Consider the following 15,628-nt stretch of genomic DNA (forward strand, 5'->3'; position numbering starts at 1 on the left):
CTCTCCGGGCTGTAGGTGGGGTGGGGGCGCCGGGCGGGGGGGGCCGCGCCCGCCCGCTGGGCCCCGGCCACCCTGGCTAGGCGGTCACACCACCGAGGGCAGCGGCGGCTCGACCGCCAGCGGCTCGCTGGAGCGGGCCCGGTGCTGGGCCGCCCAGGCGACCAGGGCCACCGTGCAGGCGTGGTCCAGATGGCGCAGCCCGGACCAGTCCAGCTCCACCGGCCGGTCCCCCGGCAGCCGCTCCAGGGTGTCCAGCAGCCGGGGCAGCCGCAGGAAGGTGGCGTTGCCGCTCAGCCGGACCCGGTGGAGCGGCTGCCCGGTCGGCCGCGCCTGCTCCTCCACCGAGATCTGGAGCTGCGAGGTCTGCCAGGCCGACTTGGCCACCGCCAGGCCGATGCCGATCAGCACCCCGTCGAACAGGTCGGTGGCGATGATGGCGCCCGCCGTGACCGCCAGCACCACCGCCTCGCCCAGGTGTCCGCGGCAGAGCGCGACGATCCGGCGCAGCGGCACCAGCTTGGCGCCGGCGTGCACCAGCACCGCGGCCAGCGCGGTCAGCGGGACGAGCCCGAGCGCGCCGGGCAGCAGCGCGGTGAACAGCAGCAGCCAACCGCCGTGCAGGACGCGGGAGGCCTTGGTGCGCGCCCCGGCCTGGACGTTGGTGGCGCTGCGCACGATCACCGCGGTCATCGGCAGCGCCCCGAGCAGCCCGCAGACGGCGTTGCCGATCCCCTGGGCGGTCAGCTCGCGGTCGTAGTCGGTGCGCGGGCCGTGGTGCATCCGGTCGACCGCGGCGGCGCTGAACAGCGTCTCGGCGGAGGCGATCAGGGCGAAGGCGACGACCGTGCCGAGCCCGGCGGTGCCGACCACTTCGGCCAGTGCGTCCCGCTCGGGCAGGTGCACCACGTCGAGCAGTCCGGCCACGTGGATCCGGGCCACCGGCAGGTCGGCGGCGGCGGTGACGGCGGCGGCCACGCCGACGGCGGCCAGCGGGGCGGGGACGGCGCGGGCGGCGCGGTCCGGCAGGTACGTCCAGGCGACGAGGATCAGCAGGGTGCCGGCGCCGAGGGCGACCGCGCTCGGGTTCGCCGCGGCGGTCAGCACGTCCCTCAGCAGGGCGGGCAGGCCGGCGATCTTCTCCGGGCCGGTGGCGGGGGCGCGGCGGTCGGCGAGCGCGTAGAGCTGGCCGAACACCAGGGTCAGTCCGATGCCGGCCAGCATGCCGTGCACCACCGAGGCGGACATGGCCCGGAACCAGCGGCCGAGCCGCAGGGCGCCCATCGCCAGCTGGAGCAGGCCGGTGCCGAGCACCAGCAGGCCCAGCGCGCCGACGCCGAAGCGCTGGACGGCGTCGGCGACCAGGACGGTCAGTCCGGCGGCGGGCCCGCTGACCTGGAGGCTGCTGCCGGGCAGCACTCCGGCCACCAGACCGCCGACGATCCCGGTGACCAGGCCGAGTTCGGCCGGGACGCCGGAGGCCACGGCCACTCCGACGCAGAGCGGGAGGGCGACCAGGAACACCACCAGCGAGGCTGGCAGGTCGTGGCGCCAGGACACGGCGCGCAGCGCGGCGGCCGGAGTGCGGGGCCGGTCCGGCGGGCCCTGCTTGCGGAGGCGGCCCGGCGGGCTGTCGCTCCGGTGCGGCGGCGGGTTCACCCGGTCACCGCCAGGGAGCGGGCAGAGGTGGAACAGCGCATGGGGACGTTCCTTCCGCGCGCCCGCCGCAGCGGGCGCGCCGTTGCAAGGGTGGGGAGCGGAGAAGCGGAGGGGAGCGGAGAAAGGGGGCGGGACCGCCGGAGCGCGGCGACCGCGGTACGGCCACGGGTCCGGTCGGACCTGAGCGCGGCGGCGGGTGTCGGGTCGGTGCGGCCGGGGGGTGCGTCCTCGCTCGGAAACGGCGGACCGGGCGCGCTGGTCCTGGGTGGGACCGGCCCCGGTGCTCCCCCGAGCCCGGACGGCCCCGAATCCCCCTGCCGCGGCCTCGGTTGGACTCTACGGGCCCGGCGTGCCACCGACGGTACCCAGGACCGCGGGGCGGGCCCACCCGCGGCACCGCCCCTTCACCGGCACTGCACACCGGCTGCGCTTTCCGGCGCGGAGCGTCCGCTTCCCCTGGCACACCAGCCCGATCGGCGTCCTGGCGTACGAATCGAGGCCTTCCGGACGCCCCGCCGCGGCTTCCACATTCTGTTGAAGTCCCCTTGACGCCCCACCGGACCCCGCCCTACTTTGTTTCCACATACAGAAACCGTTCTTCCGTATGGTGGAATTCGAGAGATGAGCCCTCCGAGCCACTGCGGGCCGACGCAGGAGAGATCCGATGCCTCGTATGACAGCCGCCCGCGCGGCCGTGGAGATCCTCAAACTCGAAGGCGTTGACGTCGCGTTCGGCGTGCCGGGCGCGGCCATCAACCCGTTCTACGCGGCGCTCAAGGCCTCCGGGGGAATCAGCCACACCCTCGCCCGGCACGTCGAGGGCGCCTCCCACATGGCCGAGGGCTACACCCGCGCCGCGGCCGGCAACATCGGGGTCTGCGTCGGCACCTCGGGCCCGGCCGGCACCGACATGATCACCGGCCTGTACTCGGCGATCGCCGACTCCGTCCCGATCCTCTGCATCACCGGACAGGCCCCCGTCGCCCGGCTGCACAAGGAGGACTTCCAGGCCGTCGACATCGCCTCGATCGCCCGGCCCGTCACCAAGGCCGCCACCACCGTGCTGGAGGCCGCGCAGGTCCCCGGGGTGTTCCAGCAGGCGTTCCACCTGATGCGCTCCGGCCGCCCCGGCCCGGTCCTGATCGACCTGCCGATCGACGTCCAGCTGACCGAGATCGACTTCGACCCGGAGGCCTACCAGCCGCTCCCCGTCTACAAGCCGGCCGCCAACCGCACCCAGATCGAGAAGGCCGTCGCGCTGCTCCAGGCCTCCGAGCGCCCGCTGATCGTCGCGGGCGGCGGCGTGATCAACGCCGACGCCGCCGACCTGCTGCTGGAGTTCGCCGAACTCACCGGCGTCCCGGTGGTCCCCACCCTGATGGGCTGGGGCACCGTCCCGGACGACCACCCGCTGAACGCCGGCCTGGTCGGCCTCCAGACCTCGCACCGCTACGGCAACGAGACCTTCCTCGCCTCCGACTTCGTCCTCGGCATCGGCAACCGCTGGGCCAACCGCCACACCGGCGGCCTGGACGTCTACACCGCGGGCCGCACCTTCGTCCACGTCGACGTCGAACCCACCCAGCTCGGCCGGATCTTCGCCCCGGACCTCGGCATCGCCTCCGACGCCAGGGCCGCGCTGGAGCTGTTCGTCGAGGTGGCGCGCGAACTTCGGGAGGCCGGCACGCTCAAGGACCGCGCCGCCTGGGCCGCCGGCGCCCAGGAGCGCCGGGCCACGCTCCAGCGCCGCACCCACTTCGACGACGTGCCGATCAAACCGCAGCGGGTGTACGAGGAGATGAACCGGGCCTTCGGGCCGGAGACCCGGTACGTCACCACCATCGGCCTGTCCCAGATCGCCGGCGCCCAGCTGCTGCACGTCTACCGGCCGCGGCACTGGATCAACTGCGGCCAGGCCGGCCCGCTGGGCTGGACCGTCCCGGCCGCGCTGGGCGTCGCCACCGCCGACCCCGGGGGCCAGGTCGTCGCGCTCTCCGGCGACTACGACTTCCAGTTCATGATCGAGGAGCTGGCCGTCGGCGCCCAGCACCGCATCCCGTACGTCCACGTGCTGGTGAACAACTCCTACCTGGGGCTGATCCGCCAGGCGCAGCGCACCTTCGACATCGACTTCCAGGTCAAGCTGGAGTTCGAGAACATCAACGCGCCGGAGCTGGGCGTCTACGGCGTGGACCACGTCAAGGTCGTCGAGGGCCTCGGCTGCAAGGCGATCCGGGTCACCGAGCCGGAGGGGCTGCTGCCCGCCTTCGAGGAGGCCAAGAAGCTGGCCGCCGAGTTCCGCGTCCCGGTGGTGGTCGAGGCCATCCTGGAGCGGGTCACCAACATCTCGATGAGCGGCAGCGACATCGACAAGGTCGACGAGTTCGAGGAGCCGGCCACCCTCCCCGAGCACGCGCCGACGGCGATCAGGCCGCTGGCGTCCTGACCGGTCGCACGCTCCGGGCGTGGGGGGGCGGACGAGCCGCTCCGCGCGCCCCCGCACGCCCGGAACACCGGCACGCCGCGCTGAGCCGACCGGGTCACGGACGCTACCGTGGCCCCGGAAAGGGCCCGGCCCGACGACATTTCCGAAAGGACCACCATCGTGAGCCTGTACGACATCCCGCTGCGCACCCTCGCCGGGGAGCCCGCCTCGCTGGCCGACCACAAGGGCAAGGCGCTGCTGATCGTCAACGTCGCCTCCCAGTGCGGCCTGACCCCGCAGTACGAGGGCCTGGAGCGGCTCCAGCAGCGTTACGCGGGGCGCGGGTTCACCGTGCTGGGCTTCCCCTGCAACCAGTTCGCCGGGCAGGAGCCGGGCAGCGCCGCGGAGATCCGCGCCTTCTGCTCCACCACGTACGGCGTGACCTTCCCCCTGTTCGAGAAGATCGACGTCAACGGGGAGGACCGGCACCCGCTGTACGCCCGGCTGACCGAGGCCGCCGACGCGGAGGGCCAGGCCGGAGACGTTTCGTGGAACTTCGAGAAGTTCCTGCTCTCCCCGGACGGCACCGTCGCCGCCCGCCTGCGCCCGCCGGTCGACCCGGAGTCCCCGGAGCTGACCGCCGCGATCGAGGCCGTACTGCCCGCCTGACCGCGACCACGACGAAGGCCCGGGGCGCACGGCGGCGTCCTTGGGTTCAAGGGGCCTTCGCGCGCTCCGGCCCACGGACCGCCCGCCCAGACACCGCCCGGCCACCACTCAGCCACCGCTCCGCCGGCCGAGACGGGCCGTGGCGGGGAGGCCGACGAGGAGCAGCAGCCCGGCCGCCGCGGCGTAGGCGAGGTGGTGGCCGCGCGGGGACAGCGTGCCCGGTCCGGCCGCGCCGACGGCCTGGGCGATGCCGGCGAGGACGGTGGGACCGATGCCGCTGCCGACCTGCAGCGCGGTGGCCGTGACCGCCGAGGCGGTGCCGTGGGCCCGGTCCGGCACGTCACGAAGGCCGGTGACGGTCATCGCGGGGAAGGCCAGGCCCTGCCCGATGCCGGTGACGACCAGCCCCACCAGGACCGGCCCGGCGTAGGGGCTGTGCTCCCCCGCCAGACACCAGATCAGCACGCCGCCCGCGGTCAGCAGGAGGCCCGCCACCAGGACCGGACGCGGTCCGCGGGTGCGCATCAGCCGTCCGGAGACCAGCGCGGCCCCGGCGACGGCCAGGCTGACCGGAAGGACCGCGAGCCCGGAGGCGGCCGGTGACATGCCGCGCACCTGCTGGAGGTAGAGCGGCAGCAGGAACAGCGTGCCGGTGACGCAGAAGTAGAAGGCTCCGGCCACCACGGCCGCGGTCCGCACGCCGCGCGTGCGCAGCAGGCCCCGGTCCAGCAGGACCGCGTCCCCGCGGCGGGTGCGGCCGCGCCGCCACCACAGCCGGCCGGTGGCCGCGGCGGCCGCCAGCGTCGCACCCGCGAGCGGACCGCCGCCGGGGCGGGAGGCCAGGTCCGCGCTCAGGACGGTCAGGGTGATCGCCGCCACCAGGGCGCCGGCGCCCGTCACGTCCAGGGGACCGCGGCGGTGCCGGGTGCCCGCCGGCAGCCACCGTACGGCGGCCGCGGCGATGGCCACGGCCGCCAGCGCCTGGAGGGCGAACACCCAGCGCCAGCCGAGGGCGCTGGTGACCACGCCCCCCAGGACCAGGCCGGCGCCGTAGCAGCCCGCCTGCGCGGAGGAGAAGACGCCCAGCGCGCGCGAGCGCACCGGCCCGTCGGCGTACACCGAGGTCAGCAGGGCGGTGGCGGCCGGCATGGTGACCGCCGCCCCCGCCCCCTGGAGCACCCGCCCCACCACGACCGCCCCGTACGCGGGCGCCGTGAACGCCAGGACGGCGCCCGCCGCCAGCAGGGCCAGGCCCCCGACGAGCACCCGCCGGCGCCGCAGCCGGTCCGCCATCGCCCCGCCGCACAGCAGCAGCCCCGCGAACGCGAGCGCGTAGCCGGTCACCGCCCAGGACAGGTTCTGCGCCGACGTGCCGAACCGCGCGCCCACCGAGGGCAGGGCGCTGTTGAGCACGGCGACACCGCCGGCGTCCAGACCCGCGGCCGCGCTCAGCACGACCAGCGGCGCGTACCGAACGGGCACCGGGGCGGCGGAAGGGGCCGGGTCGGCGGACGGCGGCGGATCGGCGGACGGCGACGGGAAGGAAGCGGGCGACAACGGTTCGCCGGGACGTGCGGGCACGGGCGGGCTCCAGGAACGAGGACGGGAACGAGGACCCGCGGATGCGCCGGTGCGACCGTCGCGGCGTCCTCGGCGGCCAGTCTGGGCCGGGGCCGCGCACCGCGACGAGCCACCGCTGCGGGCAGGCACCGCCGGGGGTGGCCCTGCCGGGGCTACCCCCGGCGGCGCGCGGGGCCCGATACTCGCCGCATGGCACCGTCAGCGGCACTCCCCGAACTGGCCCACTTCCTGCGCACCCGCCGGGCCCGGCTGACCCCGGAGGCCGTCGGCCTGCCCCGGAGCGCGGCCCGCAGGCTGGACGGACTGCGCAGGGCGGAGGTCGCCACCCTGGCCGGCATCAGCCCCGAGTACTACACCCGGCTCGAACAGGGCCGTCAGCGCCGCCCGTCACCCGATGTCCTGGACGCGCTCGCCACCGCCCTGCGCCTGGACCCCGACGCCCGCCACCACCTCCACCGGCTCGCCACCGGCGCCCCCGGGCACCGGGCCGGGCCGGGCGCCGCGGCCCTCCCGGCCGTCCCGGAGACGACCCTGCGGCTGCTCGACTCGCTCACCCCGTGGCCCGCGCACGTGGTGACCCCCATGCGGGACGTCCTCGCCTGGAACGACGCCGAGGCCTGGCTGCTCCTCGACTACGCCGAACTCCCGCCCGAGCAGCGGAACTTCGCCTGGTTCGTGTTCTGCGACCCGCGGGCGCCCCGGCTCCTCACGGACTGGGAGAAGACGGCCCGCGGCAATGTGCACCGGCTGCGCCACGCGCTGGCCGCCGATCCGCACAACGAGCGCGGCCACCGGCTCGTGGCCGACCTGACCGCGCGCAGCGGCCGGTTCGCCGCGTTCTGGGAGGAGCACGACGTCCGCGGACCCGCCACCGGCAACCACGGGTTCCACCACCCCCGGGCCGGGCGGCTCGACCTGGACTACACCGCGTACGTCGTCCCCGGCGCCGACCGTCTCGAACTCGTGGTCCTGACCGCGGAGGAGGGCTCCCCCACCCACCGGGCGCTGTCGCGGGCCGCGGCGGAGCGCCGACCCCGCCCGGCCCCGGCCCCGGCCCCGGCGCCGCAACCATAGCCATCGCCGACGAGCGGCCGCCCCTCTGCGTCAGGGCAGCAACAGCCGGGTCCCCGGCGGAAGTTCACCCGACCGGGCGGCGTCCCGCAGGTGGTCCAGCAGGGTCTCCCGCAGCGCCTCCGCCGCGCGGGTGAGCGGCACCTCGTGGCCGTGGGCGACGGCGATGGTGCGACCCAGCCCCGGCCCGGCGAAGGCGGTCACCGCGAGGCCGGAGCGGGCGGCCACCATGCCGGGGACGACCGCGGGCCCGATCCCGGCGCGGACGAGGCCCAGCACCGCGTCCATCTCGCCGCCCTCCACCGCGAACTCCGGCTCGAACCCGGCCGCCCGGCAGGCCGCGAGCGCCGCCTCGCGGACGTCGTAGCCCTCCCGGAACATCACCAGCGGCCGGCCCTTCAGCTCCGCCACCCGGACCTTGCGCCGGGCCTGCCGCTCGGCCTCGACCAGCACCAGCTCCTCGTGCAGCAGTTCGGTGACCGCGAGCGCCGGCGACTGCTCGCCGCTCGGCCGGGTGATGATCAGCGCGAGGTCCAGCTCCCCCGCCGCCAGCCAGCCGACCAGGTCGCGCGAGCCGCCCTCGCGGACCGCCAGCGCCACCCCCGGGTAGCGGTCCCGGAAGACCCGCAGCACGTCCGGCACCAGGCTGGTGCACAGGCTCGGCGGCGCTCCCAGCCGGACCCGGCCGCGGCGCAGCTGCACCGTCTCCTGCACCGCCAGCCGGGCGCTCTCGGTGTCCGCGAGGATGCGCCGGGCCAGTGGCAGCAGGGCGTCCCCCGCGTCGGTGAGCGCGATGTTCCCCCGGGTCCGGTGGAACAGCTCGGCGCCCAACTCCCGTTCCAGCGAACGGATCTGCTGGGACAGGGACGGCTGGGCGACGTGCGCCGCCTCGGCCGCCCGGGTGAAGTGCCGGGTCTCGGCCACGGCCAGGAAGTAGCGGAGTTGCTGGAGCTGCACCCGGCCCAGGATAGGGCACCTCGATAGTCATCGCCTATCGTCATGAGCCGCAGCATGTCTTGGACACACCCTGGCGGCCCTCCCTACCGTTGCTGCCATGACAACCGCGACACGGACGGGCCGGCATCCGTCCACCCTGGCGACCCTGTGGCGGTCGACCGTCGGCAAGAAGGCGGTCATGGCCGTCACCGGGCTGGCCATGCTGCTGTACCTCGTCGCGCACATGCTGGGGAACCTCAAGGTGTTCTTCGGCCCGGAGGACATCAACGGCTACGCGGCCTGGCTGCGCACCATCGGCCAGCCCTTCCTGGGCCACGAGTGGTTCCTGTGGATCGCCCGGGCCGGCCTGCTGGCCGCCGTGGTGCTGCACGGCGTCTCCGCGTACCAGCTCAGCCGGCGCGACCTCGCCGCCCGCCCGAACAAGTACGCGCACCGGCGCCGCCGGGCGAGCTACGCGACCAGGACGATGCGCTGGGGCGGGGTGATCCTGGCGCTGTTCATCGTCTGGCACATCCTCGACCTCACCACGCTGACCGTGAACCCGGGCACCGATCACGCCCAGACGTACCAGAACATCGTGGCCTCCTTCGGCCGCTGGTACGTCGACGTGTTCTACGTCCTCGCGATGCTGGCCGTCGGCCTGCACATCCGGCACGGGTTCTGGAGCGCCGCGCAGACCCTCGGTGCCAACAACGCCCGCCGGGACCGGGCGCTCAAGCTGACCGCCAACGGCCTGGCGCTGGTGCTGACGGCCGGCTTCCTGTCCGTCCCCGTGGCCGTGATGACCGGAGTGGTGAAGTGAGCAACCCGTACCTCGACTACACCGTCGGCGCGCCGGTCGCCGACACCAGGGCCCCGGCCGGGCCGATCGAACAGCGCTGGGACCAGCGGCGGTTCGACGCCAAGCTGGTCAACCCGGCCAACCGGCGCAAGCACACCGTGATCGTGGTCGGCACCGGGCTGGCCGGCGGCGCGGCCGGTGCCACGCTGGCCGAACAGGGCTACCACGTGGTCCAGTTCTGCTTCCAGGACTCCCCCCGGCGGGCCCACTCGATCGCCGCCCAGGGCGGCATCAACGCGGCCAAGAACTACCGCAACGACGGCGACTCGATCCGCCGGCTGTTCTACGACACCGTCAAGGGCGGCGACTTCCGCGCCCGCGAGTCCAACGTGCACCGGCTGGCCCAGGTGTCGGTGGAGATCATCGACCAGTGCGTGGCCCAGGGCGTCCCGTTCGCCCGCGAGTACGGCGGCCTGCTGGACACCCGCTCCTTCGGCGGCGTGCAGGTCTCCCGGACCTTCTACGCCCGCGGCCAGACCGGCCAGCAGCTGCTGCTCGGCGCCTACCAGGCGCTCTCCCGGCAGATCGCCGCCGGGAACGTGGAGCTGCACCCGCGCACCGAGATGCTGGACCTGCTGGTGGTCGACGGCCGGGCCCGCGGCATCGTCGCCCGCGACCTGGTCACCGGCGAGATCCGCTCCTACACCGCGGACGCCGTGGTGCTCGCCAGCGGCGGCTACGGCAACGTGTTCTACCTCTCCACCAACGCCAAGAACTCCAACGCCACCGCGATCTGGCGGGCGCACCGGCGCGGCGCCCACTTCGCCAACCCGTGCTTCACCCAGATCCACCCGACCTGCATCCCCCGCTCGGGCGACCACCAGTCCAAACTCACCCTGATGAGCGAGTCGCTGCGCAACGACGGCCGGATCTGGGTGCCCAAGGCGAAGGGCGACGACCGGCCCCCGGGGCAGATCCCGGAGGACGAGCGGGACTACTACCTGGAGCGGATCTACCCCTCCTTCGGCAACCTGGTCCCGCGCGACATCGCCTCCCGGGCCGCCAAGAACGTCTGCGACGAGGGCCGCGGCGTCGGCCCCGGCGGCCAGGGCGTCTACCTGGACTTCGCCGACGCGATCCGCCGGATGGGCCGCGAGGCCGTCGAGGGCAAGTACGGCAACCTCTTCGAGATGTACGAGCGGATCACCGCCGAGGACCCGTACCGGGTGCCGATGCGGATCTACCCGGCGATCCACTACACGATGGGCGGGCTCTGGGTCGACTACGACCTCCAGACCACCGTCCCGGGCCTGTTCGCGATCGGCGAGGCCAACTTCTCCGACCACGGCGCCAACCGGCTCGGCGCCAGCGCGCTGATGCAGGGCCTGGCCGACGGCTACTTCGTCCTGCCGCCCACGATCAACGACTACCTGGCCCGCCACCCGCTGCCCGCGGTGCCCGCCGACCACCCGGTGCTCACCGAGGTGCGGGCCGAGGTCGAGGACCGGCTCAACCTGATCCTCGCGGTGGACGGCGACCGCACCCCGGACTCGTTCCACCGCGAGCTCGGCGAACTGCTCTGGGACGAGTGCGGGATGGCCCGGGACGCGGCCGGGCTCACCCGGGCGCTGGAGCGGATCCCCCTGCTGCGCGAGGAGTTCTGGCGCCGGATCAAGGTGCCCGGCACCGGCCAGGAGCTCAACCAGTCGCTGGAGAAGGCCAACCGGCTGGTCGACTACTTCGAGCTGGCCGAGCTGATGTGCCTGGACGCGCTGCACCGCGCCGAGTCCTGCGGCGGCCACTTCCGCACCGAGAGCCAGACCCCCGACGGCGAGGCCGCCCGCCGCGACGACGAGTTCTCCTACGCCGCCGCCTGGGAGTTCACCGGCACCGGCACGGCCCCCGTCCTCCACCGCGAGGACCTCGGCTTCGAGTACGTCCACCCCACCCAGCGGAGCTACGCGTGAACCTCACCCTGCGCATCTGGCGCCAGGCCGGCCCGGACGCACCCGGGTCGATGACCACCTACCAGGTCAGCGGGATCAGCCCGGACATGTCCTTCCTGGAGATGCTGGACACCCTCAACGAGGAGCTGATCACCCGCGGCGACCAGCCCGTCGCCTTCGACCACGACTGCCGCGAGGGCATCTGCGGCGCCTGCGGCATGGTCATCAACGGCCAGGCGCACGGCCCCGAGCGGACCACCACGTGCCAGCTGCACATGCGGCACTTCGAGGACGGCGACACCATCGACGTCGAGCCGTGGCGGGCGGCGGCGTTCCCGGTGGTCAAGGACCTGGTGGTGGACCGCTCGGCCTTCGACCGGATCATCGGCTCCGGCGGCTACATCACCGCCCCCACCGGCAGCGCCCCCGAGGCGCACGCCACGCCCGTCCCCAAGGAGATCGCCGACACCGCCTTCGAGCACGCCGAGTGCATCGGCTGCGGCGCGTGCGTGGCGGCCTGCCCGAACGGCTCGGCGATGCTCTTCACCTCCGCCAAGGTGGTGCACCTCAACGTGCTGCCCCAGGGCGCGCCCGAACGCGCCGCCCGGGTGCGGAACATGGTCTCGGCGATGGACGCCGAGGGCTTCGGCGGCTGCACCAACACCGGTGAGTGCGCCACCGCCTGCCCCAAGGGCATCCCGCTGCCCAGCATCGCGGCGATGAACCGGGAGTTCCTGCGGGCCGCCCGCGGCTGACGGCCCCCAGGGCCCCGGTTCCCCATGCCCCCATGTCCCCATGTCCCCATGTCCCCAGGCTCCCCAGGCTCCCCACGGACGGTCGGCCCCCTCGCTCTGGTGCTCAGGCGAGGGGGCCGACACCGTTCGGCGGCGGGGCGCACGACGCCGGTTCGCGCTACCCGTACGGGTGGTGGATCGCCGGCGGCGGTGCTTCCCGGCGGGGAATCGCGCTACGGTGGTGCTCCGCCACGGAAGGACGGCATATGCCCCAGGTTCAGTCCTGTCCCGGTTGCGGCGGCTCCGGGGGGACGGAGAAGACCGAGGCGACGGTCGAGCTCGACGAGGAAGGAAGCATGGTGCCCAGGGTCCACACCTTCTGGTCGCCCTGCGGTCGGTGCCACGGATCGGGGACGGTGATCATCGGATGAGGTTCATCTTCGAGTGCGTCGAGTGCGGTGGGCACTACCTGCCGCCCGAGGAGATGGCGTACCCGGACGGGCCGGCCTCGCCGGTCTGGTGCGCGGCCTGCCAGGGCGCCATGCGCGCGGCCGGTGTCCAGGAGGACCCGCTGCTCGCCCGCGTCGCACTGGCCGCCGCCCGGGCCGCGCTGGCCGGGCGCGCCGCCGAGGCGGCCGAGGCCGACGGGCGGGCGGCGCGCTCCGACGTCCGCCCGTCCCGGCCGCCGCGCTCCCGCCGGGCCCGGTCCGGCCCCGGCGGGGTGCGCAGCAAGCTGGGCTGACGACCGGGCTCCGGGGTCAGGCCGGCCCGGCCGACTGCTGGACGAAGGGGAGCAGCAGGTCCGCCGTGGCCTCGGCATGGACGGTGAACTGCTCCCGGGCCCGGGCCGGGTCGCCGACCTCGATCGCCGCCGCGAGGGCGCGGTGCCGCTGGTCGGGCATGCTCCGGGCCTCCGAGCCGCCGGGGTGGCCGGCCAGCATCCGGGTCAGTTCGTGCTGGATGCCCTGCTCGGCCTCCAACAGCCGCCTGGAGCCGGACAGTTCGGCAATGTAGAGGTGGAGTCCGGCGTCCGCAGTGCGGTACGCCTCCGGGTCGGTGACCACCGCGTCGGCGGCGGTCTCGAGTTCCCGCAGTCTGGCGAGCCCCGCCGCCGAGGCCCGGCGGGCGGCCCGGGCGGAGGCCTCCCCGGACACCGCGATCCGCCAGGCCGTCAGTTCCTCGACGTCGGCCAGCGTGTACGGGTGCAGGGCGGTCAGCTCGCCGATCCGGGCGAGGACGTCGGGGACGACGAAGGTGCCGGCCCCGCGACCGCGCCGGGTCTCGATCAGGCCGTCCTCCCGCAGCACCGCCATCGAGTGGCGGACGGTCATCAGGGCGACACCGAACAGTTCGGCGAGGTTCTTCTCCGGAGGCAGCCGGTCGCCGCCGACGAGGATCCGTGCGCCGATCAGCTCGCCGAGGCGGCGGGCGATGGCCTCGGCGGCTCCGGCCGAACGCACTGGCGAAATGTGTTGCGTCCAACACTTGTCATCCATGAAATCTATCTTCTAGATTTCGAATCTGATGCGCAAGCCCGACCGCAGGAGAACCCCCCACATGAGCCACGCCGAGCACCCAGCCACCCTGATCGGGATACCCGTACGCCTCAGCGACGGCGACGCTCCGGACGCCGACCACCGCATCGGCGAGGCCAACCGTATCTTCGACGACATCGTGGACCTGATCCGGGCGGCCGGCGCCGAGCCCGTCCTGGTGCGTCCGCACTCCGACGAGAGCCCGCTGGAGGCCCGGCTCGCCGACCTGAGCGGCTTCGTGGTGCCCGGCGGCGGCGACGTCGACCCGGCCCTGTACGGCGCCGATCCCGCCCACCCGGCGCTGTACGACGTCAACCCCGCGCAGGACGAGCTCGACGCCGCCGTCATCCGCCACGCCCTGGAGCACGGGCGGCCGCTGCTCGGCATCTGCCGCGGCATGCAGCTGCTCAACGTCATCCGCGGCGGGAACCTCCACATCGACCTGGCCCCGGGCTCGGTCCCGCACGACGCGGCGCCCGGCGAGGAGTGGGGCGTCCACGACGTCGTGCTGTCGGCCGGCACCGCGCTGGCCGACGTGTTCCGGCGCGACCGGATGGCGGTGGCGACCGGCCACCACCAGGCGATCGACCGGGTGGGCGACGGCCTGCGGGTCGCGGCCCGCGCCGACGACGGCTGCGTGGAGGCCGTCGAAGCGGCCCCCGGCGAGGACTCCGCCCCGGCGGCCTGGACCGTCGGCGTCCAGTGGCACCCCGAGGCGATCGGCATCGCCGACCCCGCGCTCCGGCTGCCGCTGTTCAGCGCGCTGCTGACCCAGGTGCGGGCCCAGCGGAGAGAGGAGCCGCGGTCGTGAGCGACGCGGACACCAAGGCGGGGAACGGGAGCCGCACGGGCGGCACCCCGGCCGCCACCGGCGGCGGACCGCAGCTGGCCCAGAGCCTCCTCAGCCGCCACATGACCATGATCAGCATCGGCGGCGCGGTCGGCGCCGGGCTCTTCGTCGGCTCGGGCGTGAGCATCCAGCAGGCGGGCCCGGGCGTCCTGATCGCCTACGCCATCACGGCCGCCATCGTCATCGCCGTCATGCGGATGCTCGCCGAGATGTCGGTGACCCGCCCCGACACCGGCGCCTTCGCCGTGTACGGCCGGCTGGCCTTCGGCCGCTGGGCCGGCTTCGCCAGCGGCTGGATCTACTGGGTCGGCTGGCCGCTGGGGCTGTGCATCGAGGCGATCGCGGCCGCGCGGATCGTGAACGGCTGGCTTCCGGCGCTCCCGGTCTGGCTCCTCGCCCTGGTGCTGGTCGCCCTGATGGTCGCGGTCAACCTCGCCTCCGTGCGCGCCTACGGCGAGATGGAGTTCTGGGTCGTCTGGGTCAAGGTCGCGGTGATCGCGCTGTTCATCGGCATCGGCATCGTCGCGGTCGCCGGCCTGCTGCCGGGCACGCCCGCCCCCGGCACCGGGAACCTGCTGGACCGCGGCGGCTTCCTCCCCATGGGGTTCAGCGGCGTCGTCATCGCCACGTCGGGTGCGATGTTCTCCTTCTCCGGCACCGAGATCGTGACCATCGCGGCCGGTGAGGCGCAGGACGCCGCCGCCGCGATCCGCAAGAGCACCCGGACCATCCTGTGGCGGGTCACCGTGTTCTACCTCGGCTCGCTGGCCGTGGTCGTCATGCTGCTGCCCTGGGACAGCGCGGCCGTGGGCGAGAGCCCGTTCGCCGCCACCCTCGGCCACCTCGGCATGGGCAACGCGTCCACCGTGCTGAACGTCGTGCTGTTCGCCGCGATGCTCTCCACCATGAACTCCCAGGTCTACGCCAGCTCCCGGATGCTGTTCGCGCTGGCCCGCGACGGCGACGCCCCGTCCTTCTTCGCCCGGATCTCCCGGCGCGGGGCGCCGCACACGGCCATCCTGTTCACCGCCGCGCTCGCCGCGCTCTGCCTGCTGCTCCAGGTCTTCCACCCGACGACCGCCTTCGGCCGGCTCGTCGACATCACCGGGGACACCGTCTACGTCACCTGGATCGGCATCGCCGCGGCGCACCTGGTGCTCGGCCGGCACGACCGCTCCGACGGGCGGCGGCCCGTGCCGGGGACGGAGGTCTGGCTCTTCCCGGCGCTCACCTGGGTGACGCTGGCCGCGCTGCTCGGGCTGTACTCGGTGATGATCGTCCTGCCGGAGTCGCGTGTCGACGCCGTGCTGGCGCTGGGCCTCACCGTGGTGGTCTGCCTGATCGGTGTGTGGCTGCAGCGCAGACGTCCCACCCCGTCGAGCTGAGTCACCACCGGGAACGGCTCCGGCCCGCACACCTCGCG

Annotated in this window: 13 protein-coding genes; 9 read left to right on the plus strand and 4 right to left on the minus strand. The window is 74.3% G+C overall.

The window, feature by feature from the left end; translation table 11 throughout:
* Window positions 1-84 precede the first annotated feature (84 nt).
* The gene (locus tag ACFRAR_RS29570; protein ID WP_380701695.1) at window positions 85-1,557 is read right to left on the minus strand and encodes a SulP family inorganic anion transporter; all 1,473 of its coding nucleotides are present in this window, start codon (window positions 1,555-1,557) and stop codon (window positions 85-87) included.
* A gap of 763 nt (window positions 1,558-2,320) precedes the next feature.
* Between ACFRAR_RS29570 and gcl the strand changes: the two genes are divergently transcribed.
* Both gcl and ACFRAR_RS29580 read left to right on the plus strand, forming a co-directional pair.
* On the plus strand, window positions 2,321-4,102 hold the full coding sequence (gene gcl / locus ACFRAR_RS29575; RefSeq protein WP_380701671.1) for a glyoxylate carboligase: 1,782 nt from the start codon (window positions 2,321-2,323) through the stop codon (window positions 4,100-4,102).
* Window positions 4,103-4,261: 159 nt separating this feature from the next.
* Complete coding sequence (locus ACFRAR_RS29580; protein WP_380701673.1) at window positions 4,262-4,750, plus strand: glutathione peroxidase; 489 nt, start codon at window positions 4,262-4,264, stop codon at window positions 4,748-4,750.
* Between the two features lie 108 nt (window positions 4,751-4,858).
* Here the strand turns inward: ACFRAR_RS29580 and ACFRAR_RS29585 are convergent, their stop codons facing one another.
* Window positions 4,859-6,331 (minus strand): MFS transporter, encoded by a 1,473-nt coding sequence (locus ACFRAR_RS29585; protein ID WP_380701675.1) that lies wholly within the window; start codon window positions 6,329-6,331, stop codon window positions 4,859-4,861.
* 189 nt (window positions 6,332-6,520) lie between these two features.
* Here ACFRAR_RS29585 and ACFRAR_RS29590 point away from each other — a divergent pair, with 189 nt between their 5' ends.
* The gene (locus ACFRAR_RS29590) at window positions 6,521-7,405 is read left to right on the plus strand and encodes a helix-turn-helix domain-containing protein (protein WP_380701677.1); all 885 of its coding nucleotides are present in this window, start codon (window positions 6,521-6,523) and stop codon (window positions 7,403-7,405) included.
* Between the two features lie 30 nt (window positions 7,406-7,435).
* Here ACFRAR_RS29590 and ACFRAR_RS29595 read toward each other — a convergent pair whose 3' ends face one another.
* A complete protein-coding gene (locus tag ACFRAR_RS29595) occupies window positions 7,436-8,359 on the minus strand; it encodes a LysR family transcriptional regulator (RefSeq protein ID WP_380701679.1) in 924 nt (307 codons plus the stop codon).
* Window positions 8,360-8,456: 97 nt separating this feature from the next.
* On the opposite strand from ACFRAR_RS29595, the gene ACFRAR_RS29600 reads away from it, so the two are divergent.
* The 4 genes from ACFRAR_RS29600 (at window position 8,457) to ACFRAR_RS29615 (ending at window position 12,562) form a co-directional block, all read left to right on the plus strand.
* Window positions 8,457-9,161, plus strand: coding sequence for a succinate dehydrogenase cytochrome b subunit (locus ACFRAR_RS29600; protein ID WP_380701681.1), 705 nt, complete (start codon window positions 8,457-8,459; stop codon window positions 9,159-9,161).
* Window positions 9,158-11,107, plus strand: coding sequence for a fumarate reductase/succinate dehydrogenase flavoprotein subunit (locus ACFRAR_RS29605; RefSeq protein ID WP_380701683.1), 1,950 nt, complete (start codon window positions 9,158-9,160; stop codon window positions 11,105-11,107). Before ACFRAR_RS29600 ends, ACFRAR_RS29605 begins: the two co-directional genes overlap by 4 nt.
* Window positions 11,104-11,841 carry a succinate dehydrogenase/fumarate reductase iron-sulfur subunit gene (locus ACFRAR_RS29610; RefSeq protein WP_380701685.1) on the plus strand — a complete coding sequence of 246 codons (738 nt, stop codon included), beginning with the start codon at window positions 11,104-11,106 and terminating at the stop codon, window positions 11,839-11,841. The genes ACFRAR_RS29605 and ACFRAR_RS29610 overlap by 4 nt, the downstream gene beginning before the upstream one ends.
* A gap of 406 nt (window positions 11,842-12,247) precedes the next feature.
* Window positions 12,248-12,562 (plus strand): hypothetical protein, encoded by a 315-nt coding sequence (locus ACFRAR_RS29615; protein ID WP_380701687.1) that lies wholly within the window; start codon window positions 12,248-12,250, stop codon window positions 12,560-12,562.
* Between the two features lie 16 nt (window positions 12,563-12,578).
* Here the strand turns inward: ACFRAR_RS29615 and ACFRAR_RS29620 are convergent, their stop codons facing one another.
* Complete coding sequence (locus tag ACFRAR_RS29620; protein WP_380701689.1) at window positions 12,579-13,280, minus strand: FadR/GntR family transcriptional regulator; 702 nt, start codon at window positions 13,278-13,280, stop codon at window positions 12,579-12,581.
* A gap of 97 nt (window positions 13,281-13,377) precedes the next feature.
* Here ACFRAR_RS29620 and ACFRAR_RS29625 point away from each other — a divergent pair, with 97 nt between their 5' ends.
* The gene (locus ACFRAR_RS29625) at window positions 13,378-14,166 is read left to right on the plus strand and encodes a gamma-glutamyl-gamma-aminobutyrate hydrolase family protein (protein WP_380701691.1); all 789 of its coding nucleotides are present in this window, start codon (window positions 13,378-13,380) and stop codon (window positions 14,164-14,166) included.
* A complete protein-coding gene (locus ACFRAR_RS29630) occupies window positions 14,163-15,590 on the plus strand; it encodes an amino acid permease (protein ID WP_380701693.1) in 1,428 nt (475 codons plus the stop codon). Before ACFRAR_RS29625 ends, ACFRAR_RS29630 begins: the two co-directional genes overlap by 4 nt.
* Window positions 15,591-15,628 lie beyond the last annotated feature (38 nt).

The sequence above is a fragment of the Kitasatospora sp. NPDC056651 genome (assembly GCF_042792155.1).
GTDB lineage: Bacteria > Actinomycetota > Actinomycetes > Streptomycetales > Streptomycetaceae > Kitasatospora.